The organism is Streptomyces griseofuscus, assembly GCF_014673495.1.
GTDB lineage: Bacteria > Actinomycetota > Actinomycetes > Streptomycetales > Streptomycetaceae > Streptomyces > Streptomyces murinus.
This window is the reverse complement of record NZ_CP051006.1, coordinates 5,492,626-5,514,817: the sequence shown is the minus strand read 5'-3', so window position 1 is coordinate 5,514,817 and position 22,192 is coordinate 5,492,626. Positions and strand designations below refer to the sequence as shown.

15 protein-coding genes and 1 pseudogene are annotated in these 22,192 nt (G+C 72.1%); 6 read left to right on the top strand and 10 right to left on the bottom strand.

Annotated features, from left to right (window positions below):
• Nucleotides 1-131: 131 nt before the first annotated feature.
• The 6 genes and pseudogenes from HEP81_RS25000 to speB form a co-directional block, all read right to left on the bottom strand.
• Complete coding sequence (locus tag HEP81_RS25000; protein ID WP_037651617.1) at nucleotides 132-3,857, bottom strand: ABC transporter ATP-binding protein; 3,726 nt, start codon at nucleotides 3,855-3,857, stop codon at nucleotides 132-134.
• Nucleotides 3,858-3,940: 83 nt separating this feature from the next.
• Nucleotides 3,941-4,990 carry an esterase-like activity of phytase family protein gene (locus tag HEP81_RS24995; RefSeq protein WP_037651615.1) on the bottom strand — a complete coding sequence of 350 codons (1,050 nt, stop codon included), beginning with the start codon at nucleotides 4,988-4,990 and terminating at the stop codon, nucleotides 3,941-3,943.
• A 72-nt stretch (nucleotides 4,991-5,062) separates the two neighbouring features.
• On the bottom strand, nucleotides 5,063-5,983 hold the full coding sequence (locus HEP81_RS24990) for a serine hydrolase (RefSeq protein WP_037651612.1): 921 nt from the start codon (nucleotides 5,981-5,983) through the stop codon (nucleotides 5,063-5,065).
• A gap of 183 nt (nucleotides 5,984-6,166) precedes the next feature.
• A pseudogene (locus HEP81_RS24985) lies at nucleotides 6,167-6,709 on the bottom strand (GntR family transcriptional regulator); the annotation flags it as partial.
• A 638-nt stretch (nucleotides 6,710-7,347) separates the two neighbouring features.
• Entirely contained in the window at nucleotides 7,348-9,042 is a 1,695-nt protein-coding gene (locus HEP81_RS24980) for a thiamine pyrophosphate-binding protein (protein ID WP_037651610.1), read from the bottom strand.
• Nucleotides 9,043-9,047: 5 nt separating this feature from the next.
• A complete protein-coding gene (speB, locus tag HEP81_RS24975) occupies nucleotides 9,048-10,019 on the bottom strand; it encodes an agmatinase (RefSeq protein ID WP_037651608.1) in 972 nt (323 codons plus the stop codon).
• A gap of 180 nt (nucleotides 10,020-10,199) precedes the next feature.
• On the opposite strand from speB, the gene HEP81_RS24970 reads away from it, so the two are divergent.
• Both HEP81_RS24970 and HEP81_RS24965 read left to right on the top strand, forming a co-directional pair.
• The gene (locus tag HEP81_RS24970) at nucleotides 10,200-11,834 is read left to right on the top strand and encodes a PucR family transcriptional regulator (protein WP_037651605.1); all 1,635 of its coding nucleotides are present in this window, start codon (nucleotides 10,200-10,202) and stop codon (nucleotides 11,832-11,834) included.
• 90 nt (nucleotides 11,835-11,924) lie between these two features.
• Nucleotides 11,925-12,719 (top strand): phosphatase, encoded by a 795-nt coding sequence (locus HEP81_RS24965; RefSeq protein ID WP_037651925.1) that lies wholly within the window; start codon nucleotides 11,925-11,927, stop codon nucleotides 12,717-12,719.
• Nucleotides 12,720-12,818: 99 nt separating this feature from the next.
• Here the strand turns inward: HEP81_RS24965 and HEP81_RS24960 are convergent, their stop codons facing one another.
• The 4 genes from HEP81_RS24960 to HEP81_RS24945 form a co-directional block, all read right to left on the bottom strand.
• Nucleotides 12,819-13,010, bottom strand: coding sequence for a hypothetical protein (locus tag HEP81_RS24960; protein WP_157854316.1), 192 nt, complete (start codon nucleotides 13,008-13,010; stop codon nucleotides 12,819-12,821).
• Nucleotides 13,011-13,503: 493 nt separating this feature from the next.
• Nucleotides 13,504-14,433 (bottom strand): acyl-CoA thioesterase II, encoded by a 930-nt coding sequence (gene tesB / locus HEP81_RS24955; protein WP_051849869.1) that lies wholly within the window; start codon nucleotides 14,431-14,433, stop codon nucleotides 13,504-13,506.
• A gap of 36 nt (nucleotides 14,434-14,469) precedes the next feature.
• The gene (locus HEP81_RS24950) at nucleotides 14,470-15,627 is read right to left on the bottom strand and encodes an acyl-CoA dehydrogenase family protein (RefSeq protein ID WP_037651920.1); all 1,158 of its coding nucleotides are present in this window, start codon (nucleotides 15,625-15,627) and stop codon (nucleotides 14,470-14,472) included.
• A 178-nt stretch (nucleotides 15,628-15,805) separates the two neighbouring features.
• Nucleotides 15,806-16,402, bottom strand: a complete 597-nt coding sequence (locus HEP81_RS24945) for an SACE_7040 family transcriptional regulator (protein ID WP_037651604.1) — start codon at nucleotides 16,400-16,402, stop codon at nucleotides 15,806-15,808.
• 97 nt (nucleotides 16,403-16,499) lie between these two features.
• On the opposite strand from HEP81_RS24945, the gene HEP81_RS24940 reads away from it, so the two are divergent.
• Genes HEP81_RS24940 through HEP81_RS24925 form a run of 4 tightly spaced genes read left to right on the top strand, consistent with a single transcriptional unit; the run spans nucleotide 16,500 to nucleotide 22,148 of the window.
• Nucleotides 16,500-18,116 (top strand): carboxyl transferase domain-containing protein, encoded by a 1,617-nt coding sequence (locus HEP81_RS24940; protein ID WP_037651602.1) that lies wholly within the window; start codon nucleotides 16,500-16,502, stop codon nucleotides 18,114-18,116.
• Between the two features lie 11 nt (nucleotides 18,117-18,127).
• The gene (locus HEP81_RS24935; RefSeq protein WP_037651600.1) at nucleotides 18,128-20,041 is read left to right on the top strand and encodes an ATP-binding protein; all 1,914 of its coding nucleotides are present in this window, start codon (nucleotides 18,128-18,130) and stop codon (nucleotides 20,039-20,041) included.
• 17 nt (nucleotides 20,042-20,058) lie between these two features.
• Nucleotides 20,059-20,982: a hydroxymethylglutaryl-CoA lyase gene (locus HEP81_RS24930; protein ID WP_182790104.1), complete on the top strand. Its 924-nt coding sequence runs from the start codon at nucleotides 20,059-20,061 to the stop codon at nucleotides 20,980-20,982.
• 5 nt (nucleotides 20,983-20,987) lie between these two features.
• Nucleotides 20,988-22,148 carry an acyl-CoA dehydrogenase family protein gene (locus tag HEP81_RS24925; RefSeq protein WP_037651917.1) on the top strand — a complete coding sequence of 387 codons (1,161 nt, stop codon included), beginning with the start codon at nucleotides 20,988-20,990 and terminating at the stop codon, nucleotides 22,146-22,148.
• Nucleotides 22,149-22,192: the final 44 nt, after the last annotated feature.

The following is a 22,192-nucleotide window of genomic DNA, read 5'->3' as shown; positions in this document are numbered from 1 at the left end:
GTTCGTCCTCCCTGAAACGCGTCCAGGCCGTCCCCCGGCGGCCGTACGCATGTACGACGCAGGGGGTATGCCGGATGGTTGCACGATCGTCATCCGCGCGGATCAACGGCATCCGCGCGGATCAGCGGCGCTCAGCGGACCGCGCCCACCGGCTCCTCCGGCTCGGCGCGCCCGGCGAAGGTCCGCCACAGCTCGGCGTACCGGCCGCCGAGGGCGAGCAGTTCCTCGTGGGTGCCGTCCTCGGCGACCCGGCCGTGGTCCATGACCACCACCCGGTCGGCGCGGGCGGCGGTGGTCAGCCGGTGGGCGACCACCAGCGTGGTACGACGGCCGGCGAGGCGGTCGGTGGCCTGGTTGACCTGGGCTTCGGTGGCCAGGTCCAGCGCGGCCGTGGCCTCGTCCAGGAGCAGGATGTCCGGGTCGACCAGTTCGGCGCGGGCGAGCGCGATCAGCTGGCGCTGGCCGGCCGAGAGGTTGCGGCCGCGCTCGGCGACCTCGTGCAGATAGCCGCCGTCGAGGGTGGCGATCATCTCGTGCGCGCCGACCGCCCGCGCGGCCGCCTCCACCTCGGCGTCGGTGGCATCGGGGCGGCCGTAGGCGATGGCGTCCCGGACGGTGCCCGGGAACAGGTACGCCTCCTGCGGCACCACGCCGAGCCGGTGCCGGTAGGCGGTCAGGTCCAGGTCGCGCAGATCGGTGCCGTCGACGGTGACCCGCCCGGCCGTCGGGTCGTAGAACCGGGCCACCAGCTTGACCAGCGTGGACTTTCCGGCGCCGGTCTCGCCGACGAAGGCGACCGTCTGACCTGCGGGGATCGTCAACTCGACGTCGGCGAGGGCGGCTTCGTCCTCGCCGTACGCGAAGGACACGCCCTCGAAGGCGATGTCGCCGCGCAACGACGTGACATCGCGCGGCTGCTCCGCCTCCTTCGTGGACGTGGGCTCGCGCAGCAGCTCCTGGATACGGCCGAGGGAGACGGTGGCCTGCTGGTAGCCGTCGAAGACCTGGGACAGCTGCTGCACGGGGGCGAAGAAGAGGTCGATGTAGAGGAGGTAGGCGACCAGGGCGCCGGTGGTGAGGGTGGCGGCCTCCACCCGGCCCGCGCCCGCGATCAGCACCGCGGCCGCGGCGAGCGAGGACAGCAGCTGGACGAACGGGAAGTAGATCGATATCAGCCACTGGCCGCGCAGCCGGGCCGCGCGATAGCCGTCGCTGCGCCCGGCGAACCGCCGGCCGCCGTCCCGCTCGCGGCGGAACGCCTGCACGATCCGCAGCCCGGACACCGACTCCTGGAGATCGGCGTTGACCGAGGAGACGCGCTCGCGGGCGAGCTCGTACGCCTTCACGCTGGCCCGGCGGAAGAAGAAGGTGGCGATGATCAGCGGGGGCAGCGTGACGAAGACGACCAGGGCGAGCTGGATGTCGATCACCAGCAGGACGACCATGATGCCGAAGAAGGTGACGACCGAGACGAACGCGGTGACCAGGCCGGTCTGGAGGAAGGTGCTCAGCGCGTCGACGTCGGTGGTCATCCGGGTCATCACCCGGCCGGTCAGCTCGCGCTCGTAGTAGTCGAGGCCGAGCCGCTGGAGGTGGGCGAAGATCTTGAGCCGGAGCGTGTAGAGGACGCGTTCGCCGGTACGGCCGGTCATCCTCGTCTCGCCGATCTGCGCGACCCACTGCACCAGCACCACCAGCAGGGCGAGCAGCGAGGCCGACCAGACGGCGCCGATGGCCAGCTTGGTGACGCCCGCGTCGATGCCGTGCCGGATCAGCACCGGCAGCACCAGGCTCGCGCCCGCGTCGACGGCGACCAGCGCCAGGCTGACCAGCAGCGGCAGCCCGAAGCCGTGCAGCAGCCGGCGCAGGCCGTAGGAGTCCTCGGGCCGTACCGCCTTGTCCTCGTCGACGTCGGGGGTGTCGGCGGCCGGGGGCAGGGCGTCCACCTGGGCGAGGAGTGCGGGGGTGGCGGGGGTGCCGGCCAGCGCCATGTCCTTCGGCGCGCGGTCACCGGTCCACAGGTGGGGGGTGACGCCGCGCTCGGCGTCGTACTCGGCGTCCAGCTCGGCCCGCAGGCTGTCGTCCTCGACCGGCTCGCCGTCCTCCGGCGGGGTGTGGCCGGGCGAGACGCCGCCCAGCTCGTCCGGGTCGGTCAGCAGCCTGCGGTAGAGGGCGGAGCGGCGCTGGAGCTCCTCGTGGGTGCCGAGGTCGGCGAGCCGGCCGCGGTCGAGTACGGCGATGCGGTCGGCGAGGTTCAGGGTGGAGCGGCGGTGGGCGATCAGCAGGGTCGTACGGCCGCGCATGACCTCCTTGAGTGCCTCGTGGATCTCGTGTTCGACGCGGGCGTCCACGGCGGAGGTGGCGTCGTCCAGGACCAGCAGGCGGGGGTCGGTGAGCAGGGCGCGGGCGAGCGCGACGCGCTGGCGCTGGCCGCCGGAGAGGGTGAGGCCGTGCTCGCCGACCTTGGTGTCGTAGCCCTCGGGCAGTTCCCGGATGAAGCGGTCGGCCTGGGCGGCGCGGGCGGCGGCCTCGATCTCGTCCTGGGTGGCGTCGGGGCGGCCGTACGCGATGTTGGAGCGGACCGTGTCGGAGAAGAGGAACGAGTCCTCCGGGACCAGTCCGATCGCGGCGCGCAGCGAGGAGTGGGTCAGCTCGCGGACGTCGTGGCCGCCGATCAGGACGGCGCCGTGGGTGACGTCGTAGAAGCGCGGCAGGAGCAGGGAGAGGGTGGACTTGCCGGAGCCGGAGGAGCCGACCACGGCCAGCGTCTCACCCTGGCGTATCTCGAAGCTGAGCCCGTCCAGGACCTTGGTGTCGTCGGCGTACCCGAAGGACACGTCGTCGAACTCGACGGTAGCGGGCGCGTCGGCGGGCAGCTCCCGGGTGCCGTCCTTCATGGTCGGCTCGGTGTCGATCAGCTCCAGGACGCGTTCGGTGCCGGCGCGGGCCTGCTGGCCGACGGTGAGGACCATCGCGAGCATGCGGACCGGGCCGACCAGCTGGGCGAGGTAGGTGGAGAAGGCGACGAAGGTGCCCAGCGTGATGTGCCCGCGCACCGCGAGCCAGCCGCCGAGGGCGAGCATGGCGACCTGGCCGAGCGCCGGGACGGACTGGAGGGCGGGGGTGTACCTGCTGTTCAGGCGGATGGTGCGCAGCCGGCCCGCGAACAGCTTGCGGCCGACCTCGCGCAGCTTGCCGGTCTCCTGCGCCTCCTGCCCAAAGCCCTTGACCACGCGTACGCCGCTCACCGCGCCGTCGACCACGCCCGCGACGGCGGCGGCCTGGGCCTGGGCGTACCAGGTGGCGGGGTGCAGCTTGCTGCGGCTGCGCCGGGCGATCCAGCCGAGCGCCGGGGCGACGGCGAGGGCGACGAGGGTCAGCGGCAGCGACAGCCACGCCATGATCACCAGGGAGACGAGGAAGAGCAGCACGTTCCCGATGGTCATCGGGAGCATGAAGAGCAGGCCCTGGATCAGCTGGAGGTCGCTGGTGGCGCGGCCCACGACCTGCCCGGTCGACAGCTCGTCCTGGCGGCGGCCGTCGAGTCGGGTGATCGTGTCGTACATCTCCGTCCGCAGGTCGTGCTGGACGTCGAGGGCGAGCCGGCCGCCGTAGTAGCGGCGGACGTAGGTGGCGGCGTAGACGAGCACGGCGGCGGCGACGAGGGCGCCGGCCCAGGGGGCCATGGAGCGGGTGTGGGCGCCGATCACATCGTCGATGATCACCTTGGTGATCAGGGGGACGACGGCGGTGACGGCCATACCGGCGAGCGAGGAGCCGAGGGCGAGGAGGACGTCCTTGGGGTAGCGCCATGCGTAGCCCGCGAGTCGTCGTGCCCATGCCCGATGTGGTTCCACGCGGTGCCTCCCGGTTGTCGTACTTTTCCGGAAGGCACCAACGCGGGCGCGGGGCGATTTCATCCCGCCGTAACAATCGGCTGTCAGACGCGCACCCGCAGGTAGTAGAAGCGCGTGATCTGGACCGGGTTCTGGTTGTCGTCGCTGACCAGGACGACCTTCAGGCGGCCGGTGCGGTCGCGGTCCGTGACGGCCATGCCCTCGATGTTGTCCAGGAGCGGGTTGGGCTGGGTCTCCTTGGCGGTGGCGCCGAGGGAGGGGCAGTCGGCGATGTCGGCGAGCAGCGTCTTCTTCATCACCCGGACGCCGCTCTGGCCGGTGAGGTTCTCGATGCCGCTGGTGTCCGTGGCGTGGCGCGGGTCGGCCAGGTAGAGGCGGACGGTGTTGCCGACGCCCGCGGTGAAGCCGCGCTCCAGGACGAGGAGCCGGCCGTCGGGCGTGGCCTGCACCTCGGGTACGCCGAGCCCGGCGTCGATGCGGTACGCGTACTGCGCGGCGAGCCGGAAGTGGTCGCCCTTGGTCCGGGTCCAGGTCTGGAAGCGGACGAGGTCGGCGTTGTCGCCCGCGATCGGGTCCTCCATGGACGCGAGGAGGGTGTGGCCGCCGGGCAGCAGGGTCAGACCCTCGAAGGTCTGGTTGGAGGTGGCGCGGCCCGCGGGGGCGACGAGGAGGGCGGACGGCACGGGGAGCCGGTCGAGGATCTTGCCGTCACGGGAGTAGCGCCGGATGGAGGGCTCCACCTCGGAGGTGATGAGGCGGGTGCCGTCGCGGTCGATGACCAGGCCCTCGGAGTCCAGGTCGGCGCCGTTCTCGTCCGCGAGGTGGACGGCGGACTTCGGCTGGAGCGTCCGGGCGTCCAGGTCGAACAGCTGGGACCGGTCCTCCAGGGCGGCGAGCGATCCGTCGCGGTCCACGGCGAGGGCGGAGAAGTTGCCGACGAAGGTGCCGTTGTACGTCGTCTTGTCGAGCGCGTCGGAGAAGCGGTCGATGGAGACGGTGGACGAACAGGCGTGGCCCGCGCGTGTGTTGGAGCCGAGGTGGGCGGGCTGGGCCGCGGCGGGCCCGGCGGCGGTCAGCGTGGTGGCGGCCGCCAGGCCGGCGGTGAGGGTGGCTATGACATGTCTCAGGCGCATAGTCGATCACCGTAGCGGTGAGTCAACTACGCGCGGGAGCCTCTGTGTTGACTTCGTGATGAAAGCTTGTGGCTACTGTGCGGGCGCGGCGACGAACGCCTCGCTGGGCCTGCTCGTGGGCACGTAGCGCGCCGTCTTGGCGGTGGTCGGCACGAGGTCCTTGTGGATGGCCTTGGCGACGTTCTGGATGGTCGTGACGCCGTAGTCCATGGTGCTGTTGTCCTGGGTCAGCACGGACATCATGTAGTCGTGGCCCGCGCCGTTGAAGGTGCCGAGGCTGTGCACGCGCCAGCCGTGCGTGGAGCGCTGGAGCCAGCCGTTCTTGACGTGCACGGAGACGGTGGACGGCGCGCCGGCGGGGGTGCCCCACCGCTGGTCGGAGACGACCTGCCCCATCAACTTCTGTATGTACGCGCGGGAGTTGTCACTGAGCACGCTGTTCTTGGCGGTGACCAGCTGGAGCAGCTTCTGCTCGTCGGCGGCGTTCTCCTGGGTCAGGCCCCAGTAACCGCCGCTGCCCGGCACGGTCTTGGTCATCTTGGCGGCGGCCAGGAAGCCCTTGATCTTCGTCAGGCCCAGCTGCTTCCACAGCTTGCTGGTGGCGTCGTTGTCCGACTTGGTGATCATGGCGGTGGCGAGCGAGGTCTCGGTGCTCGTCAGGTACCGGTTGTGCTTCTTGGCGTCCCACAGCAGGGTGGCGAGCACGGTGACCTTGACGGTGCTGGCCGAGTCGTACGCGGTGGTGCCGCGCAGGGTGCAGGTGGTCTTGGTACTGCGGTCGTACAGGCCGATGGCGACGGTGCTCTTGCGGTTCGCGAGCGCCGCGGTGATGTCCTTGGTCAGCTTGGCGGCGAGGCCGGCCTTGCCCGACGTGCAGCTCACGGCGGGCGTCGTCGCGGCGGCCGGGGTGGCGGCCGCGACGGTGGGTATGAGCAGCGCGGCACCGAGCGCCGCGGCCGACGCCTTGGCGCGCCGGCTGAAGCGGTGGGTCATGGAGGGGTCCCCCTGAAAACGACGTGTGAACGCACCCCTTGCGGGCACGTACGGCCCTTTGACTCGCAAGGGCGATCGGAAGTTGCACACATGTTCTCAAAGTGAGCGCTCCAACTGGCCAGCAGCCGGCAATGCTTCGTCCATGACGGAGCGGGACGAATCCCGCCTTGAGGCGCGGCCGGGTCACGCCTCGAAGTCGTACTCCAGGACGTACGCGGCGGAGTCGAGGACCATCTCGTTGAGCTCGACCACCCGGCCCTCCGCGTCGAAGGCCGTGCGGGTGAGGTGGATCACGGGGGCGCCGGGCGGCAGTTCCAGGCGGTCGGCCTCGGGCCGGGTGGGCATCCGGGAGCGGAGTTCCTCACGGAAGCGGGCCGGGGCGTGGCCGAGGTCGGCGAGGCGGGCGTAGACACCGCCGGGGCCCGTGTCCGGCTCGGTGATCGGGGAGTTCGCGACGAGGCCGGCCGGCAGGTAGGACGTGGACAGCAGGACCGCCTTGCCGTCGAGGACGAAGCGACGGCGGCGGACGCAGAGGCTCACGGCCTCGTCCAGACCCATGACCCCGGCGACGCCCGCCGACGCGGGCTCATGCGTCACCTCGACGGAGTCGACGGCGAGTTCACGGCCCCCGATGTCCGTCGCCCAGACGGACCGGCCCTCGCCCCACTGCTCCCGGGCGAGCCGCTCGATGCCACGGCGGCGGATCGGCCGGAATTCCCGTACGAACGGCGTCCGTTCCATGTCCTGACCGCTCATATGACCCACCCCGCATGCCCTCGTGGTCGGCGCCGACCACATACGACGGTACGGCGAACTCGAACCCGACGGCACAGGCCGTGGCCAACGCCGAGGGTTCGGGGACAGAAACCGGTGTGTGACCGTCTTCTACTGCGCCAAGTGCGGGATCGAGCTCACCGGGGACCTGGTGGTTCTGCCTGCCGTCCCGGATGTCGACGACCCTGACGACGGCCGGGACAAGAAGGGCGGGCGGGCCCGGTCCACAGTCCCTCGTGGATGCTGTGCCATCGACCCCGATCCGTGGGGCGCGCCCTTCGTTCCTGTCGAGGCGCCCCGGCGGCAGGTGCGCGACTCAGGAAGAGAGTTGATGCGGCCCTACGGTTGGGAAACCGTCTCCGCGGGGCGGCCTGGCAGTGTCGTCGTGCACCCCGAGGACGTTCTGCCCCGCCTCACCCCCTTCACATGCGGGGCCAATTGGGCGGGCTGTTGTGGGCCCTCGGGTGCGAACGGCCCCAATCTGGCCTGTGCCTGCGGCTCGCGCCTCGCGACCTGGGCCGCCGATTGCATGGGCCCCAATGAACTCCACCTCGACCCCGTCCGCGTCCACGCCGGGTAGCCGGGGCTCGCTACGCGCCCTGTCCCAGATGCGTCGGCGCGAACATCCGCAGCACGGCGGGGAGTACGACCACCGAAGGGCCCGGCGTCGACAGGGCGCGGGTCAGGTCCGATTCCAGGGATTCCGGGGTCGTGCGTACGCCCGGGACGCCGAAGGACTCCGACAGGGCGACGTAGTCGGGGCGGGTCAGTTCCGTGGCCGTCGGTTTGCCGAAGGCGTCCGTCATGTATTCGCGCAGGATGCCGTAGCCGCCGTCGTCGATGATCAGCCAGGTGACGGGGAGGTCGTGCTGGCGGGCCGTGGCCAGTTCGGCGATGGAGTAGAGGGCGCCGCCGTCGCCGGAGACCGCGAGGACCGGGTGGGTCGCGTCGGCGACCGCCGCGCCCAGGGCAGCCGGGAAGGCGTAGCCGAGGCCGCCCGAGCCCTGGGAGGAGTGCATCAGGTTCGTACCCTTGGGGTCGAAGCCGCACCAGGCCCAGTAGGACAGGATCGTCATGTCCCAGAAGGACGGGGAGCGGGCCGGCAGCGCGCGGCGGACGGCGGCCAACAGCGACTGTTCCAGGGTGAGTTCCTGGGACGCGATGCGGTCCGAGACGCGGGAGAGCACCTCGCGCACCCGCTCCGCCGCCCCGGGATCACGCCGCTCCGTCGCCGTTTCCAGCAGCGCCTGGAGCGCCGGGCGGGCGTCCGCGTGGATCCCCAGCGCGGGGTGGTTCGACTCCAGCTTCCCGAGGTCCGCCTCGATCTGGATGACCCGGCCGCGCGGCCTGAACGTGTGGTAGTTCGAGGAGAGTTCACCAAGGCCCGAGCCCACGACCAGCAGGACGTCGGCGTCCTCCAGGAAGTCGGTCGTGTGCCGGTCCTCCAGCCAGGACTGGAGGGACAGCGGGTGCGCCCAGGGGAACGCGCCCTTGCCGCCGTACGTCGTGACCACCGGGGCGTCCAGCAGTTCCGCCAGCCGGCGCAGCTTGCCGGAGGCGTCCGAGCGTACGACGCCGCCGCCCGCGATGATCGCCGGGCGGGCCGCGCCCGACAGCAACTCCGCTGCCACCGCCGTCAGTTCGGGGCGGGGGACCAGGTCGTCCGGGGTCGCGTCCATCGCCGTCACCACCGGCAGTGACGCCGGGGCCAGCAGGACGTCCTGGGGGATCTCGACCCACACCGGGCCGTGCGGGGCCGTCAGCGCGGACTTCCAGGCCTCGGCGATCGCCGAGGGGATCTGGGACTGGGTGCGGGCCGTGTGCACCGACTTCACCACGCCCCGGAACGACGCGGCCTGGTCGGGGAGTTCATGGAGATAGCCGTGGCGGCCGCCGCCCAGGCCCGCCGTCGGGATCTGGCTGCTGATCGCGAGCACGGGGGCGGAGGCGGCGGCCGCCTCCTGGAGCGCGGCCAGCGAGGTCAGCGCGCCGGGGCCGGTCGACAGCAGCAGCGGGGCCGCCTCGCCGGTGATCCGGCCGTACGCGTCCGCCGCGAAGCCCGCGTTGTTCTCCACCCGCAGGCCCACATAGCGGAGGGACGACCTGCGCAGGGCGTCGAACACGCCCAGCGCGTGCTGGCCCGGCAGGCCGAAGACGGTCGTCGCGCCCAGCCCGGCCAGGGTCTCCACGACCAGGTCTCCGCCGTTGCGGCCGGGGGGAGGGTTCAGCGCGGCCTCCCGCTGGGCTGCGGTCGGGCGGAGTACCAGGTCGTGGTCGTGCGTCACGTCGGTTACGCGTCCTTCCGGGCCGCCGCGATCTGGCGGGACATGATGGTGGTCAGTTCGTACGCCGTGTGGGAGGCCGCCACGGACGTGATCTCGGCGTGGTCGTAGGCCGGGGCGACCTCGACCACGTCCGCCGAGACCAGGTTGCAGGAGGCCAGGCCGCGCAGGATCTCCAGCAGCTCGCGCGAGGTCATGCCGCCCGCCTCCGGCGTGCCCGTGCCGGGGGCGTGCGCCGGGTCGAGGCAGTCGATGTCGATGGAGATGTACAGCGGGCGGTCGCCGATGCGCTGGCGGAGCTGGTCGGCCACCTCGTCGGCGCCCCGGCGGTAGACGTCCGCCGAGGTGACGATGCCGAAGCCCATCTTCTCGTCGTCGGTGAGGTCCTGCTTGCCGTACAGCGGGCCGCGCGTGCCCACGTGCGAGAGGGCGGAGGTGTCGAGGATGCCCTCCTCCACCGCGCGGCGGAACGGCGTGCCGTGCGTGTACTCGGCGCCGAAGTACGTGTCCCAGGTGTCCAGGTGGGCGTCGAAGTGCAGCAGCGCGACCGGGCCGTGCTTCTTGGCCACCGAGCGCAGCAGCGGCAGCGCGATGGTGTGGTCGCCGCCCAGGGTCATCAGACGGGCGCCGGTGCCCAGCAGGTCGTCCGCCGCGGCCTCGATCGTCTCGACGGCCTCGTTGATGTTGAACGGGTTCACCGCGATGTCGCCGCCGTCCGCGACCTGCGCGAGCGCGAAGGGGGACGCGTCCTGCGCGGGGTTGTAGGGGCGCAGCAGCCGGGACGCCTCGCGGATCGCGTTGCCGCCGAAGCGGGCGCCGGGCCGGTAGGAGACACCGGAGTCGAACGGGACGCCCACCACGGCGACGTCGGCGGTACCGACCTCGTCCAGGCGGGGCAGCCGGGCGAAGGTCGCGGGGCCGGCGTACCGCGGGACGCGGGAGGAGTCGACGGGGCCGCGGGGCGTCTCGTTGCTGCTCATTGCGTGTGCCTTCTTTCCTGCGTCCTGACCGCGGCCCGGCCGCGGTCCGACCGCGTCCCGACTGCGGTCCGACCGGCTTCTCGCCGCGATTTCCTGGGATCGACACTAGGTGGCCGGGCAGCCACTACGAAGTGTACGTTTTATCCATACAAGGGACCTGGAGTGGAGGAAGTGCACACCATGGCCGACGCGCGCCCCACGGCCCCGACCGCCCCGGCCGGGGCCCCCGTTCCACCGACCCCGCCAGTCCCCCTCTCCGCTCTCCTCGCCCGGGACGACCTCGCGCTGCGCCAGCTCGCCGGTCCCACCGGCCCGGACGTCGTCATCCACTGGGCGCACACCTCCGAGATGGTCGACCCCTTCCCCTATCTCCTCGGCGGCGAACTGCTCCTCACGGCCGGGGTCCAGTTCCCCGACGCCCCCTTCCCCGACACCTTCTTCGACTCCTACGTCGCCCGGGTCGTCGCGGCGGGCGGTGCCGCCCTCGGCTTCGGGCTCGCCCCGGTGCACGACTCGGTGCCGGACGCTCTGGTCACCGCCTGCGCCACCCACGGACTGCCGCTGCTGGAGGTCCCGCCGGGGACCACCTTCTCGGGGGTGGCCCGCGCGGTGTGGCAGCTGATGGCGCAGGCCCGCCTCGCCGAACTGCGCCGGGTCACCGAGGCCCAGCAGAGCCTGGCCACCGCCGCGGCCCACGCCGACCCGGTGCCGTCCGTGCTGCGCCGCCTCGCCCAGCGGCTCGGCGGGCACGCGGTGCTCTACGGCCCGGACGGCACCGGGATCGCGGCGGCCGGCCGGGCCCCCGCGCCCGCCGTCACCGAGGCCCTGCGGAAGCTCGCGACGGTGGTCCGCCCGGCCACCCCGCCCGGGCAAGCCCAGACCGGGCAAGCCCCACCCGGCCAAGCCCAGACCAGCCGAGCCCCGACCGGCCAAGCTCCGCCCGGAAAGCCGCCGACCGCCCCCGCCGGACCCGCCCCCGCCAGGCCCGCCTCCGCCACCGACACCGCCGACGGCGTCCATCTGTCCGCGTACGCCCTCGGCTCAGGCGAGGGCTTCGTGCTCGGGGTCGCCGCCGGTCGGCGCGACGGCGGGGACCACACCATCGCCTCGGTGGGCGCGGTGCTGCTGTCGCTGCTGACCGGGGAGCACCACAGCGGGGCCGGGGCCGCCCGCTCCTCCGCGCTGGTACGGCTGCTGCTCGGGGCCACGCCCGAGGAGGTCGCACCGCTGCTCGACACCGGCGACGGTACAAGCGGCGGCGAGCGGATCGTCGTCCACGCGCGCCCCGACCGGCAGACCCCGGACGCCGTGGCCGCCGCCGCCCTCGGCACCGCCCTGGGCACGCCCCTGGTCGACCTCGACCCCGACGGGGAGGTCGTACGGCTGCTGGTGCCCGCCGGACGGGGACCCGCCCCGGTTCCCGGCTGGACCCTCGGGGTCAGCGCGCCCGCGGGAGCCGGCGGCTGGCCGGCCGCCGACGCCCAGGCGGCCCGCGCCCTGGCCCGCGCCCGCGCCACCCGCGTCCCGCTGGTCCGGCACGGCGCCCGCCCCGGGCTGTCCGAGCTGGTGCCCGAGACGGCGGCGCGGGCCCATGCCCAGGCCCTGCTCGCGCCGCTCGCCGCGCAGCCCGCGCTGACGGACACCCTCCGTACCTGGCTCTCCCTGCACGGCAGTTGGGACCGCACCGCGGTCGCGCTGGGCGTGCACCGCAACACCGTGCGGCAACGCGTCGCCCGCGCTGCCCTGCTGCTCGGCGCCGACCTGGACGACCCGGACGTACGCATGGAGTTGTGGTTCGCGCTGCGGCACTCCTGATCCCGCGCATCCGCCCGGGCGAAGGTGATACCCGTCCCAGCGGGCGAAACCTCTGGGACGCCCGCACCGGGCTGCCCCACAATGGGTGCCATGCCGATATCCGGGACACCCAGCCGCGCCCAGCTCGTCGACCACCTGGTGAGGACCCGTATCGCGGGGGACGTCGCCACGCCCCGCGAGAACAACCTCTCCCACTACCGGCTGCTGGCCAACGGCGACCGCAACTTCTGGCTCGGTCTTGAGCTGGGCGACCGCTGGGCGGACGAGCAGGACGTGCTCGCGGTGATGGCCGAGCGGGTGGGTGTCAACGACGACCCGGAGTACCGGTTCGGCCAGGACAACATCGACCCGGAACTGACCGTGGACGGCCTGGACCGGCTCGCGGCGCGGCTGCGCAAGGCGGCCGAGGGGCGCGAACGGGTGCTGTTCGCGACCGGTCACCCCGGCGGGCTGCTGGATGTGCACCGGGCCACGGCCGCCGCGCTGCGCACCGCCGGCTGCGAGATCGTCGTCATCCCGGACGGGCTCCAGACGGACGAGGGGTACGTCATGCAGTTCGCGGACGTGGCTGTCCTGGAGCACGGCGCGACGCTGTGGCACACGCACTCCGGGGAGCCGATGCGGGCCATCCTCACCGGACTTGAGCGGGCCGGACGGCCGCTGCCGGACCTGGTGGTCGCCGACCACGGCTGGGCCGGGTACGCCGCGCAGCACGGCCTCGACTCGGTCGGCTACGCGGACTGCAACGACCCCGCGCTGTTCCTCGCCGAGTCGGAGGGCACCCTCCAGGTCGCCGTGCCGCTGGACGACCATGTGGTCAGCCCGCGCCACTACGACCCGATGACCGCGTATCTGCTGGCCGCGGCGGGTCTGACCGAGGACTGAACGAGGCCGGTTCGGACGAGGCCCCTCTGCGCGAGGCCGGTCCGAACAAAGCCGGGGACAAAGGGATCTGCGGCCCCGCGCACGGAGCCGCACATCGTGTCACATCGGGTCGGGACCCGGCTCAGCGACCTCCGCCACCGTGGCCTCCACCGCCGTGGCCTCCACCGCCGTGGCCTCCACCGCCGTGGCCGCCGCCACCGTAGCCACCGCCACCGTGGCCGCCACCACCGTAGCCACCGCCACCGTGGCCGCCACCGTAGCCTCCGCCACCGTGATCGCCGCCGTAGCCACCGTGGTCTCCGTGGCCATAGCCGCCGTAGCCGCCGTAGCCCCAGTCGTCATCGTCGTTGCCCCACCAGCCGCCATGTCCTCCGCGACCGTGGTCACCGTGACCGCCGCCCCAGTCACTGCTGTAGGAGCTGTGAACGTTGGACGGGCTCGCCGAGGCGGTGCCCGCCGCGCCGATCGCGGCTCCGCCTGCCAGCAGCAGGCCGGTGGCGGACATGGCGACGAGGCGCCGCGTGCGTGTTGCTCGCATGGGAATAACCTTCCATCGTCTCTCGCGGCCCCCAGGGGGAACACGGCGAGGTGGATGGCCGCCGCCGCACGGACAGACGCACGGCGCGGTCTTCGGATGTCACCGCGAGATCAATGTGTGGCACGGTACGTCTTTACGGTCGACGCCTGCGGCCCACCCGGACGCTGGCGCGTCATCAGGTGCCGCGGCTGAGGTCAGAGGTGTCCCGAAACCTCGCCGGCCGCTCATACCGTGCATTCGCGGCTTTCACTCACTGAGCCTAGTACCCCGCACGTCACTTGGCACCTCAGGAAGCCGGTCCACGTCCGGCTGACGCGGGACGCGGACGACACCCTCCTGGATGACGGTGATGGCCAGCTGTCCGTCCTGGGTGTATATACGGGCCTGGCCGAGGCCGCGGCCGCCGTGCGCGGAGGGCGACTCCTGGTCGTACAGCAGCCATTCGTCGGCGCGGAAGGGGCGGTGGAACCACATCGCGTGGTCCAGGGAGGCGCCCACCACGTCGCCGACCGCCCAGCCGCCGCGGCCGTGCGCGAGCAGCACGGAGTCGAGCAGGGTCATGTCGGAGACATAGGTGGCGAGGACGACGTGCAGCAGCGGGTCGTCGTCCAGCTTGCCGTTGGTGCGGAACCACACCTGGCTGTGCGGCTCGCGCGGCTCGCCGAAGCGGCCGTACGGCGGCTCGTCCACGTACCTCAGGTCGACCGCCTCGCGTGCCTCCAGGAAGCGTTCCACCACGTCCGGCGCGAGATGGCTGTAGCCGCGCAGCCGCTCGTGGGAGGTCGGCAGGGTCGCCGGGTCGGGCGCCGACGGCATCGGCGCCTGGTGTTCGAGCCCTTCCTCGTACGTCTGGAAGGACGCCGAGAGATGGAAGATCGGCTTGCCGTGCTGGACGGCGACCACGCGGCGGGTGGTGAAGGACCGGCCGTCGCGGATGCGGTCGACCGTGTAGACGATGGGCGCGCCGGGGTCACCGGGGCGCAGGAAGTACGCGTGCAGGGAGTGGGCGGGACGGTCCGCAGGGACCGTGCGCCCGGCGGCGACCAGCGCCTGCGCCGCGACCTGCCCCCCGAAGACACGGGGGACGACGGCGGAGCGGGACCGGCCGCGGAAGATGTCCTCCTCGATCTGTTCGAGGTCGAGCAGATCGAGGAGGTCCTGGAGTGCCTGGCTCATGGCGATCAGTTGTACCGGGCGGTGATTGCCGGGTCCTTACAGACCCATGTCCTTGGCGATGATCGTCTTCATGATCTCGCTCGTGCCACCGTAGATGCGGTTGACGCGGTTGTCCGCGTACAGGCGGGCGATCGGGTACTCGTTCATGTACCCGTAGCCGCCGTGCAGCTGGAGGCAGCGGTCGATGACGCGGTGCGCGACCTCGGTGCAGAACAGCTTGGCGGAGGCGGCCTCGGCGGGGGTCAGCTCGCCGGCGTCCAGGGCCTCGGTCGCGCGGTCGGCGACGGCCTCGGCGGCGTCCACCTCGGCCTGGCAGGAAGCCAGCTCGAACTTGGTGTTCTGGAAGTGCGCGACCGGCTTGCCGAAGACGGTGCGCTCCTGGACGTACTGCTTGGCGAACCGGACGGCGGCCTTGGCCTGCGCGTAGGCGCCGAAGGCGATGCCCCAGCGCTCGGAGGCCAGGTTGTGGCCGAGGTAGTAGAAGCCCTTGTTCTCCTCGCCCAGCAGGTCCTCGACGGGGACCTTGACGTCCACGAAGGCCAGCTCGGCGGTGTCGGAGGTCTTCAGGCCGAGCTTGTCCAGCTTGCGGCCGACGGAGTAGCCCTCGGACTTGGTGTCCACCGCGAACAGGGAGATGCCGTGGCGGCGGTCCTCGGCGGTGGGCGCGGCGGTGCGGGCGCAGACGATCACCCGGTCGGCGTGCACACCGCCGGTGATGAAGGTCTTGGCGCCGTTGAGGACGTAGTGGGTGCCGTCCTCGCTGAGCTTGGCGGTGGACTTCATGCCCGCGAGGTCGGAACCGGTGCCCGGCTCCGTCATCGCGATGGCCCACATCTCCTCGCCGGTGACGAACTTCGGCAGGTAGCGCTTCTTCTGCTCGTCCGTGGCCAGCATCTTGATGTACGGCAGGGCGAGCAGCACATGCACGCCGGAGCCGCCGAACTGGACGCCCGCGCGGGCGGTCTCCTCATAGAGGACGGCCTCGAACTTGTGGCTGTCCAGGCCCGCGCCGCCGAACTCCTCGGGGACGTTGATGCCGAAGATACCCAGCTCACCGAGCTTGTAGTAGAAGTCGCGGGGTGCCTGGCCCGCCGCGAACCACTCGTCGTACACCGGTACGACCTCGGCCTCGATGAAGGCGCGCAGGGTCTCCCGGAACGCCTCGTGATCCTCGTTGAACACCGTACGGCGCACGCCGTCCACCTCCACGTACCTCGGGCATGCCGGAAAGGGGCATGTCTAAGCGCTTGCTCATCCGAGCGTACCGGCGGGTAGGGAGGGCGTCCAGAGGTGGTCGGTGGTAACGCTCGTCACGCGCGGCCAGCCGGGCCGGGAACCGCACGCGGGCAGGGGCCGGCGGCGGCCAGAAGCGCTACGCGGCGCCCGCGGCCTCGAACGCCCCCCGCGCCATCCGGTGCAGCAGCGTCGCCGTCGCCCCCCGGCCGGGGAGGGTGCCCGCGCGGCCCAGGTGGGGGGTGGAGTTGAGCAGGCCGAAGACCGAGTGGACGGCGGAGCGGGCGGTCGGCTCGGTCAGCGCCGGGTAGACCTCGCGGACCACGCCGACCCACAGCTCGACGTACTGCCGCTGGAGCTGGCGCACCAGCTTGCGGTCGCTGTCGCGCAGCCGGTCCAGCTCGCGGTCGTGCAGGGTGATCAGCGGCCGGTCGTCCAGGGCGAAGTCGATATGGCCCTCGATCAGGGAGTCCAGGACCGCGGTGGCGCGGGCGTCCCCGTCGGCCTCCGCGAGCCGCCGCCTGGCCCCGGTGAGCAGCTGGCCGCTGATGCCGACCAGGAGTTCGGCGAGCATCGCGTCCTTGCCGGGGAAGTGCCGGTAGAGGCCGGGACCGCTGATGCCGACGGCCGCCCCTATCTCGTCCACGCCGACGCCGTGGAAGCCGCGCTCGGCGAAGAGGCGGGCGGCCTCCTTGAGGATCTGCTCGCGGCGGGTCGGGGCGTCGGTTCTGGCCATGAAGACAATTCTAGACAGCGCGGTTAGCGGTCGTTAACCTGAAGGAAATGGTTAACGCTCATTAACCGGTTCGAGCGCCGGGTGAGGGGACCGCAGGATGCAGGAGGCACCGGAACTCCGGAGCGCGGCCGAGCCCGCGTCGGAGGCCTGGCGGGCCAATGAAGTGGCCCATCTCGCGCTGGTCGAGGAGCTGCGCGGCAAGCTCGCCGCGGCGGCGCTCGGCGGCGGGGAGCGGGCGCGCGCCCGGCACACCGCGCGCGGCAAGCTGCTGCCGAGGGACAGGGTCGACACACTCCTCGATCCGGGCTCACCGTTCCTTGAGCTGGCCCCGCTCGCGGCTGACGGGCTGTACGACGGGCAGGCGCCGGCCGCCGGCGTGATCGCCGGGATCGGCCGGGTCAGCGGGCGCGAGTGCGTGATCGTCGCCAATGACGCGACCGTCAAGGGCGGCACGTACTACCCGATGACGGTGAAGAAGCATCTGCGCGCCCAGGAGGTGGCCCTCGACAACCGGCTGCCCTGCGTCTATCTGGTCGACTCCGGTGGCGCCTTCCTGCCGATGCAGGACGAGGTCTTCCCGGACCGCGAGCACTTCGGGCGGATCTTCTACAACCAGGCCCGGATGTCCGGCGCGGGCATCCCGCAGATCGCGGCCGTCCTCGGCTCCTGCACGGCGGGCGGCGCGTACGTCCCGGCGATGAGCGACGAAGCGGTCATCGTCCGCAATCAGGGCACCATCTTCCTGGGCGGCCCCCCGCTGGTGAAGGCAGCCACCGGCGAGGTGGTCACGGCGGAGGAGCTGGGCGGCGGCGAGGTCCACTCCCGGATCTCCGGTGTCACCGACCATCTCGCGGAGGACGACGCGCACGCGCTGCGCATCGTCCGGAACATCGTCGCCACCCTCCCGGCCCGGCAGTCGCCGCCCTGGGAGGTCACCGCGGCGATCGAGCCGAAGGTGGACCCGGCCGGGCTGTACGGCGCGGTGCCGGTCGACTCCCGCACGCCGTACGACGTCCGGGAGATCATCGCCCGCGTGGTCGACGGCTCCCGGTTCGCCGAGTTCAAGAGCGAGTACGGCCAGACGCTGATCACCGGTTTCGCGCGCATCCACGGGCACCCGGTCGGGATCGTCGCCAACAACGGCATCCTGTTCGCCGAGTCCGCGCAGAAGGGCGCGCACTTCATCGAGCTGTGCGACCAGCGCGGCATCCCGCTGGTGTTCCTCCAGAACATCTCCGGCTTCATGGTCGGCAAGGACTACGAGGCGGGCGGCATCGCCAAGCACGGCGCCAAGATGGTGACCGCGGTGGCCTGCACCCGGGTGCCCAAGCTGACGGTCGTGGTCGGCGGTTCGTACGGCGCGGGCAACTACTCGATGTGCGGCCGGGCCTACTCCCCCCGCTTCCTGTGGATGTGGCCCAACGCCAAGATCTCCGTCATGGGCGGCGAGCAGGCCGCCAGCGTCCTCGCCACGGTCAAGCGGGACCAGCTGGAGGGCCGCGGCGAGAGCTGGTCCGCCGAGGACGAGGAGACGTTCAAGGCGCCGATCCGCGCGCAGTACGAGACCCAGGGCAACGCCTACTACGCGACCGCCCGGCTGTGGGACGACGGCGTGATCGACCCGATGGAGACCCGCCAGGTGCTCGGACTCGCCCTGACGGCCTGCGCCAACGCGCCACTGGGAGAGCCCCAGTTCGGCGTCTTCCGGATGTGAGGAGGGGAATCGTGTTCGACACAGTGCTGGTCGCCAACCGGGGCGAGATCGCGGTACGGGTCATCCGTACGCTCCGCGAGCTGGGCGTGCGCTCGGTGGCGGTCTTCTCCGACGCCGACGCGCAAGCGCGGCACGTCCGGGAGGCCGACACGGCGGTCCGGATCGGCCCGGCGCCCGCGGCCGAGAGCTATCTGTCGGTGGAGCGGCTGCTGGAGGCCGCGGCCCGCACCGGCGCGCAGGCCGTCCACCCCGGCTACGGCTTCCTCGCCGAGAACGCCGCCTTCGCGCGGGCCTGCGAGGAGGCGGGCCTGGTCTTCATCGGCCCCTCGGCCGACGCCATCGCGCTGATGGGCGACAAGATCCGCGCCAAGGAGACGGTGGAGGCCGCCGGAGTGCCGGTGGTCCCCGGCGGCCGTGACCCGGAACTCGCCGAGGCCGCCCGCGCCTTGGGCCCGCCGGTGCTGCTGAAGCCGTCGGCCGGCGGTGGCGGCAAGGGCATGCGCCTGGTGCGGGACCTCACCGTCCTGGACGAGGAGATCGCCGCCGCCCGCCGCGAGGCCCGCGCCTCCTTCGGCGACGACACCCTGCTGGTGGAGCGGTGGATCGACCGTCCCCGGCACATCGAGATCCAGGTGCTGGCCGACGGCCACGGCAATGTGGTGCACCTCGGCGAGCGCGAGTGCTCGCTCCAGCGGCGCCACCAGAAGATCATCGAGGAGGCGCCCAGCGTCCTCCTGGACGAGGCCACGCGCGCGGCGATGGGCGAGGCGGCCGTGCAGGCGGCCCGCTCCTGCGGCTACCGGGGCGCGGGCACCGTGGAGTTCATCGTGCCGGGCGGCGACCCCTCCCAGTACTACTTCATGGAGATGAACACCCGGCTCCAGGTCGAGCACCCGGTCACCGAGCTGGTGACCGGCCTCGACCTGGTCGAGTGGCAGCTGCGGGTGGCCGCGGGCGAGCCGCTGGGCTTCACCCAGGACGAGGTGACACTGACCGGCCACGCCGTCGAGGCCCGTATCTGCGCCGAGGACCCGGCCCGCGGCTTCCTGCCCTCCGGCGGCACGGTCCTGCTGCTGGACGAACCGGCGGGCGACGGCGTGCGCACCGACTCCGGGCTCAGCGAGGGCACCGAGGTCGGCAGCCTGTACGACCCGATGCTCTCCAAGGTGATCGCGTACGGCCCCGACCGCGCGACCGCGCTGCGCAGGCTCCGGGCGGCGCTCGCGGAGACGGTCACGCTGGGCGTGCAGACGAACGCGGGCTTCCTGCGCCGGCTGCTCGGCCATCCGGCCGTGGTGGCGGGCGAGTTGGACACCGGCCTGGTGGAGCGGGTCGTGGCCGACCTGGTCGGCACGGAGGTACCGGAGGAGGTGTACGAGGCGGCGGCGGCCGTACGACTGGAGGCGCTGAAGCCCACCGGCGAGGGCTGGACCGACCCCTTCTCGGTGCCGAACGGCTGGCGGCTCGGCGGCACCCCGAAGCCGCCCTCCTTCCATCTGAAGGCCCAGGACCCGGTGACGTACACCCCGCGCGGCACCGCCACCGTCTCCGGCGACACGGTCGCCGTCACCCTCGACGGGCTGCGGCACACCTTCCGCCGCGCCGGTGACTGGATCGGCCGGGACGGCGACGCCTGGCAGGTGCGCGACCACGACCCGGTGGCCGACTCGCTGTCCCAGGCGGCGCACGCGGGCGCCGACTCGCTGACCGCGCCGATGCCCGGCACGGTGACCGTCGTCAAGGTCGCCGTCGGGGACGAAGTGACCGCCGGGCAGAGCCTGTTGGTGGTGGAGGCGATGAAGATGGAGCACGTCGTCTCCGCCCCGCACGCGGGCACCGTCGCCGAGCTGGATGTCACGCCGGGCAGCACGGTCGCCATGGACCAGGTGCTGGCCGTCATCGCGCCGAAGGAGGAGACGGAGTGAGCGCCGAGCAGCTGCCCATGGTCCTACCGGCCTCGGACCTGCCCGCCCGGGTGCGCATCTACGAGGTCGGCGCGCGCGACGGACTACAGAACGAGAAGGGCGCCGTACCGACCGAGGTGAAGGCGGAGTTCATCCGCCGCCTCGCCGAGGCGGGCCTGACCACGATCGAGGCGACGAGCTTCGTGCACCCCAAGTGGGTGCCCCAACTCGCCGACGCGGAAGAGCTGTTCCCGCGGGTGCGCGAGCTGGCCGGGGTCGAGCTGCCCGTCCTGGTGCCCAACCAGCGCGGGCTGGACCGGGCGCTGGCCCTCGGTGCGGAGCGGATCGCGGTGTTCGCCAGCGCCACCGAGTCCTTCGCCAAGGCCAATCTCAACCGCACGGTGGACGAGTCCCTCGCGGTGTTCGAGCCGGTGGTGCGCCAGGCCAAGGACGCGGGCGCGCGGGTGCGCGGCTATGTCTCCATGTGCTTCGGCGACCCGTGGGAAGGCGCGGTCCCGCTGCATCAGGTGGCCCGCGTCTGCACCGCCCTGCGGAACATGGGCTGTGACGAGCTGAGCCTCGGCGACACCATCGGCGTGGCCACCCCCGGGCATGTCCAGGAACTCCTGAACCTGCTCAACGAGGAGGGCGTGCCGACCAACGAGATCGGCGTGCACTTCCACGACACCTACGGCCAGGCGCTCGCGAACACCTACGCGGCCCTGGAGCACGGCGTGACGACCATCGACGCGTCCGCCGGCGGGCTCGGCGGCTGCCCGTACGCCAAGTCCGCCACCGGCAACCTCGCCACCGAGGACCTGGTCTGGATGCTGCACGGCCTCGGCATCGAGACCGGCGTCGACCTCGGCCGGCTGACCGCCACCAGCGTGTGGATGGCCGCCCACCTGGACCGGCCCAGCCCCTCCCGTACCGTCCGCGCTCTCTCCCACAAGGACCAGTGATCAGCATGGACCACCGCCTCAGCCCCGAGCTCGAGGAACTCCGCCGTACGGTGGAGGAGTTCGCGCACGACGTCGTGGCGCCGAAGATCGGCGACTTCTACGAGCGGCACGAGTTCCCGTACGAGATCGTCCGCGAGATGGGCCGGATGGGTCTGTTCGGGCTGCCGTTCCCGGAGGAGTACGGCGGCATGGGCGGCAACTACCTGGCGCTCGGTATCGCCCTGGAGGAGCTGGCCCGGGTGGACTCCTCGGTGGCGATCACCCTGGAGGCCGGTGTCTCGCTGGGCGCGATGCCCATCTATCTGTTCGGCACCGAGGAGCAGAAGCGCGAGTGGCTGCCCCGGCTGTGCGCGGGCGAGATCCTCGGCGGCTTCGGCCTGACCGAGCCTGACTGCGGCTCGGACGCGGGCGGCACCCGTACGACGGCCCGGCTCGACCCCGACACCGACGAATGGGTGATCAACGGCACCAAGTGCTTCATCACCAACTCGGGTACGGACATCACCGGGCTGGTCACGGTCACCGCGGTCACCGGCCGCAAGCCCGACGGCAAGCCGCTGATCTCCTCGATCATCGTGCCGTCCGGCACCCCGGGCTTCACGGTGGCGGCGCCGTACTCCAAGGTGGGCTGGAACGCCTCCGACACCCGTGAACTCTCCTTCGTGGACGTACGGGTGCCCGCCGCCAACCTGGTCGGCCAGGAGGGCCGCGGGTACGCCCAGTTCCTGCGCATCCTGGACGAGGGCCGCATCGCCATCGCCGCCCTGGCGACGGGTCTGGCGCAGGGCTGTGTGGACGAGTCGGTGAAGTACGCCAAGGAGCGGCACGCCTTCGGCCGGCCGATCGGCGCCAACCAGGCGATCCAGTTCAAGATCGCCGACATGGAGATGAAGGCGTACACGGCGCGGCTCGCCTGGCGTGACGCGGCCTACCGGCTGGTCGCCGGTGAGCCCTTCAAGAAGGAGGCAGCGATGGCGAAGCTGTACTCCTCCACGATCGCCGTCGACAACGCCCGTGAGGCCACGCAGGTCCACGGTGGCTACGGCTTCATGAACGAGTACCCGGTGGCCCGGATGTGGCGCGACTCCAAGATCCTGGAGATCGGCGAGGGCACCAGCGAGGTGCAGCGGATGCTGATCGCACGGGAGTTGGGGCTCGCGGGCTGAGCCTGCCGAAGCACGGGTGAGGGGCATGTCCGCCGGCGTCCCGG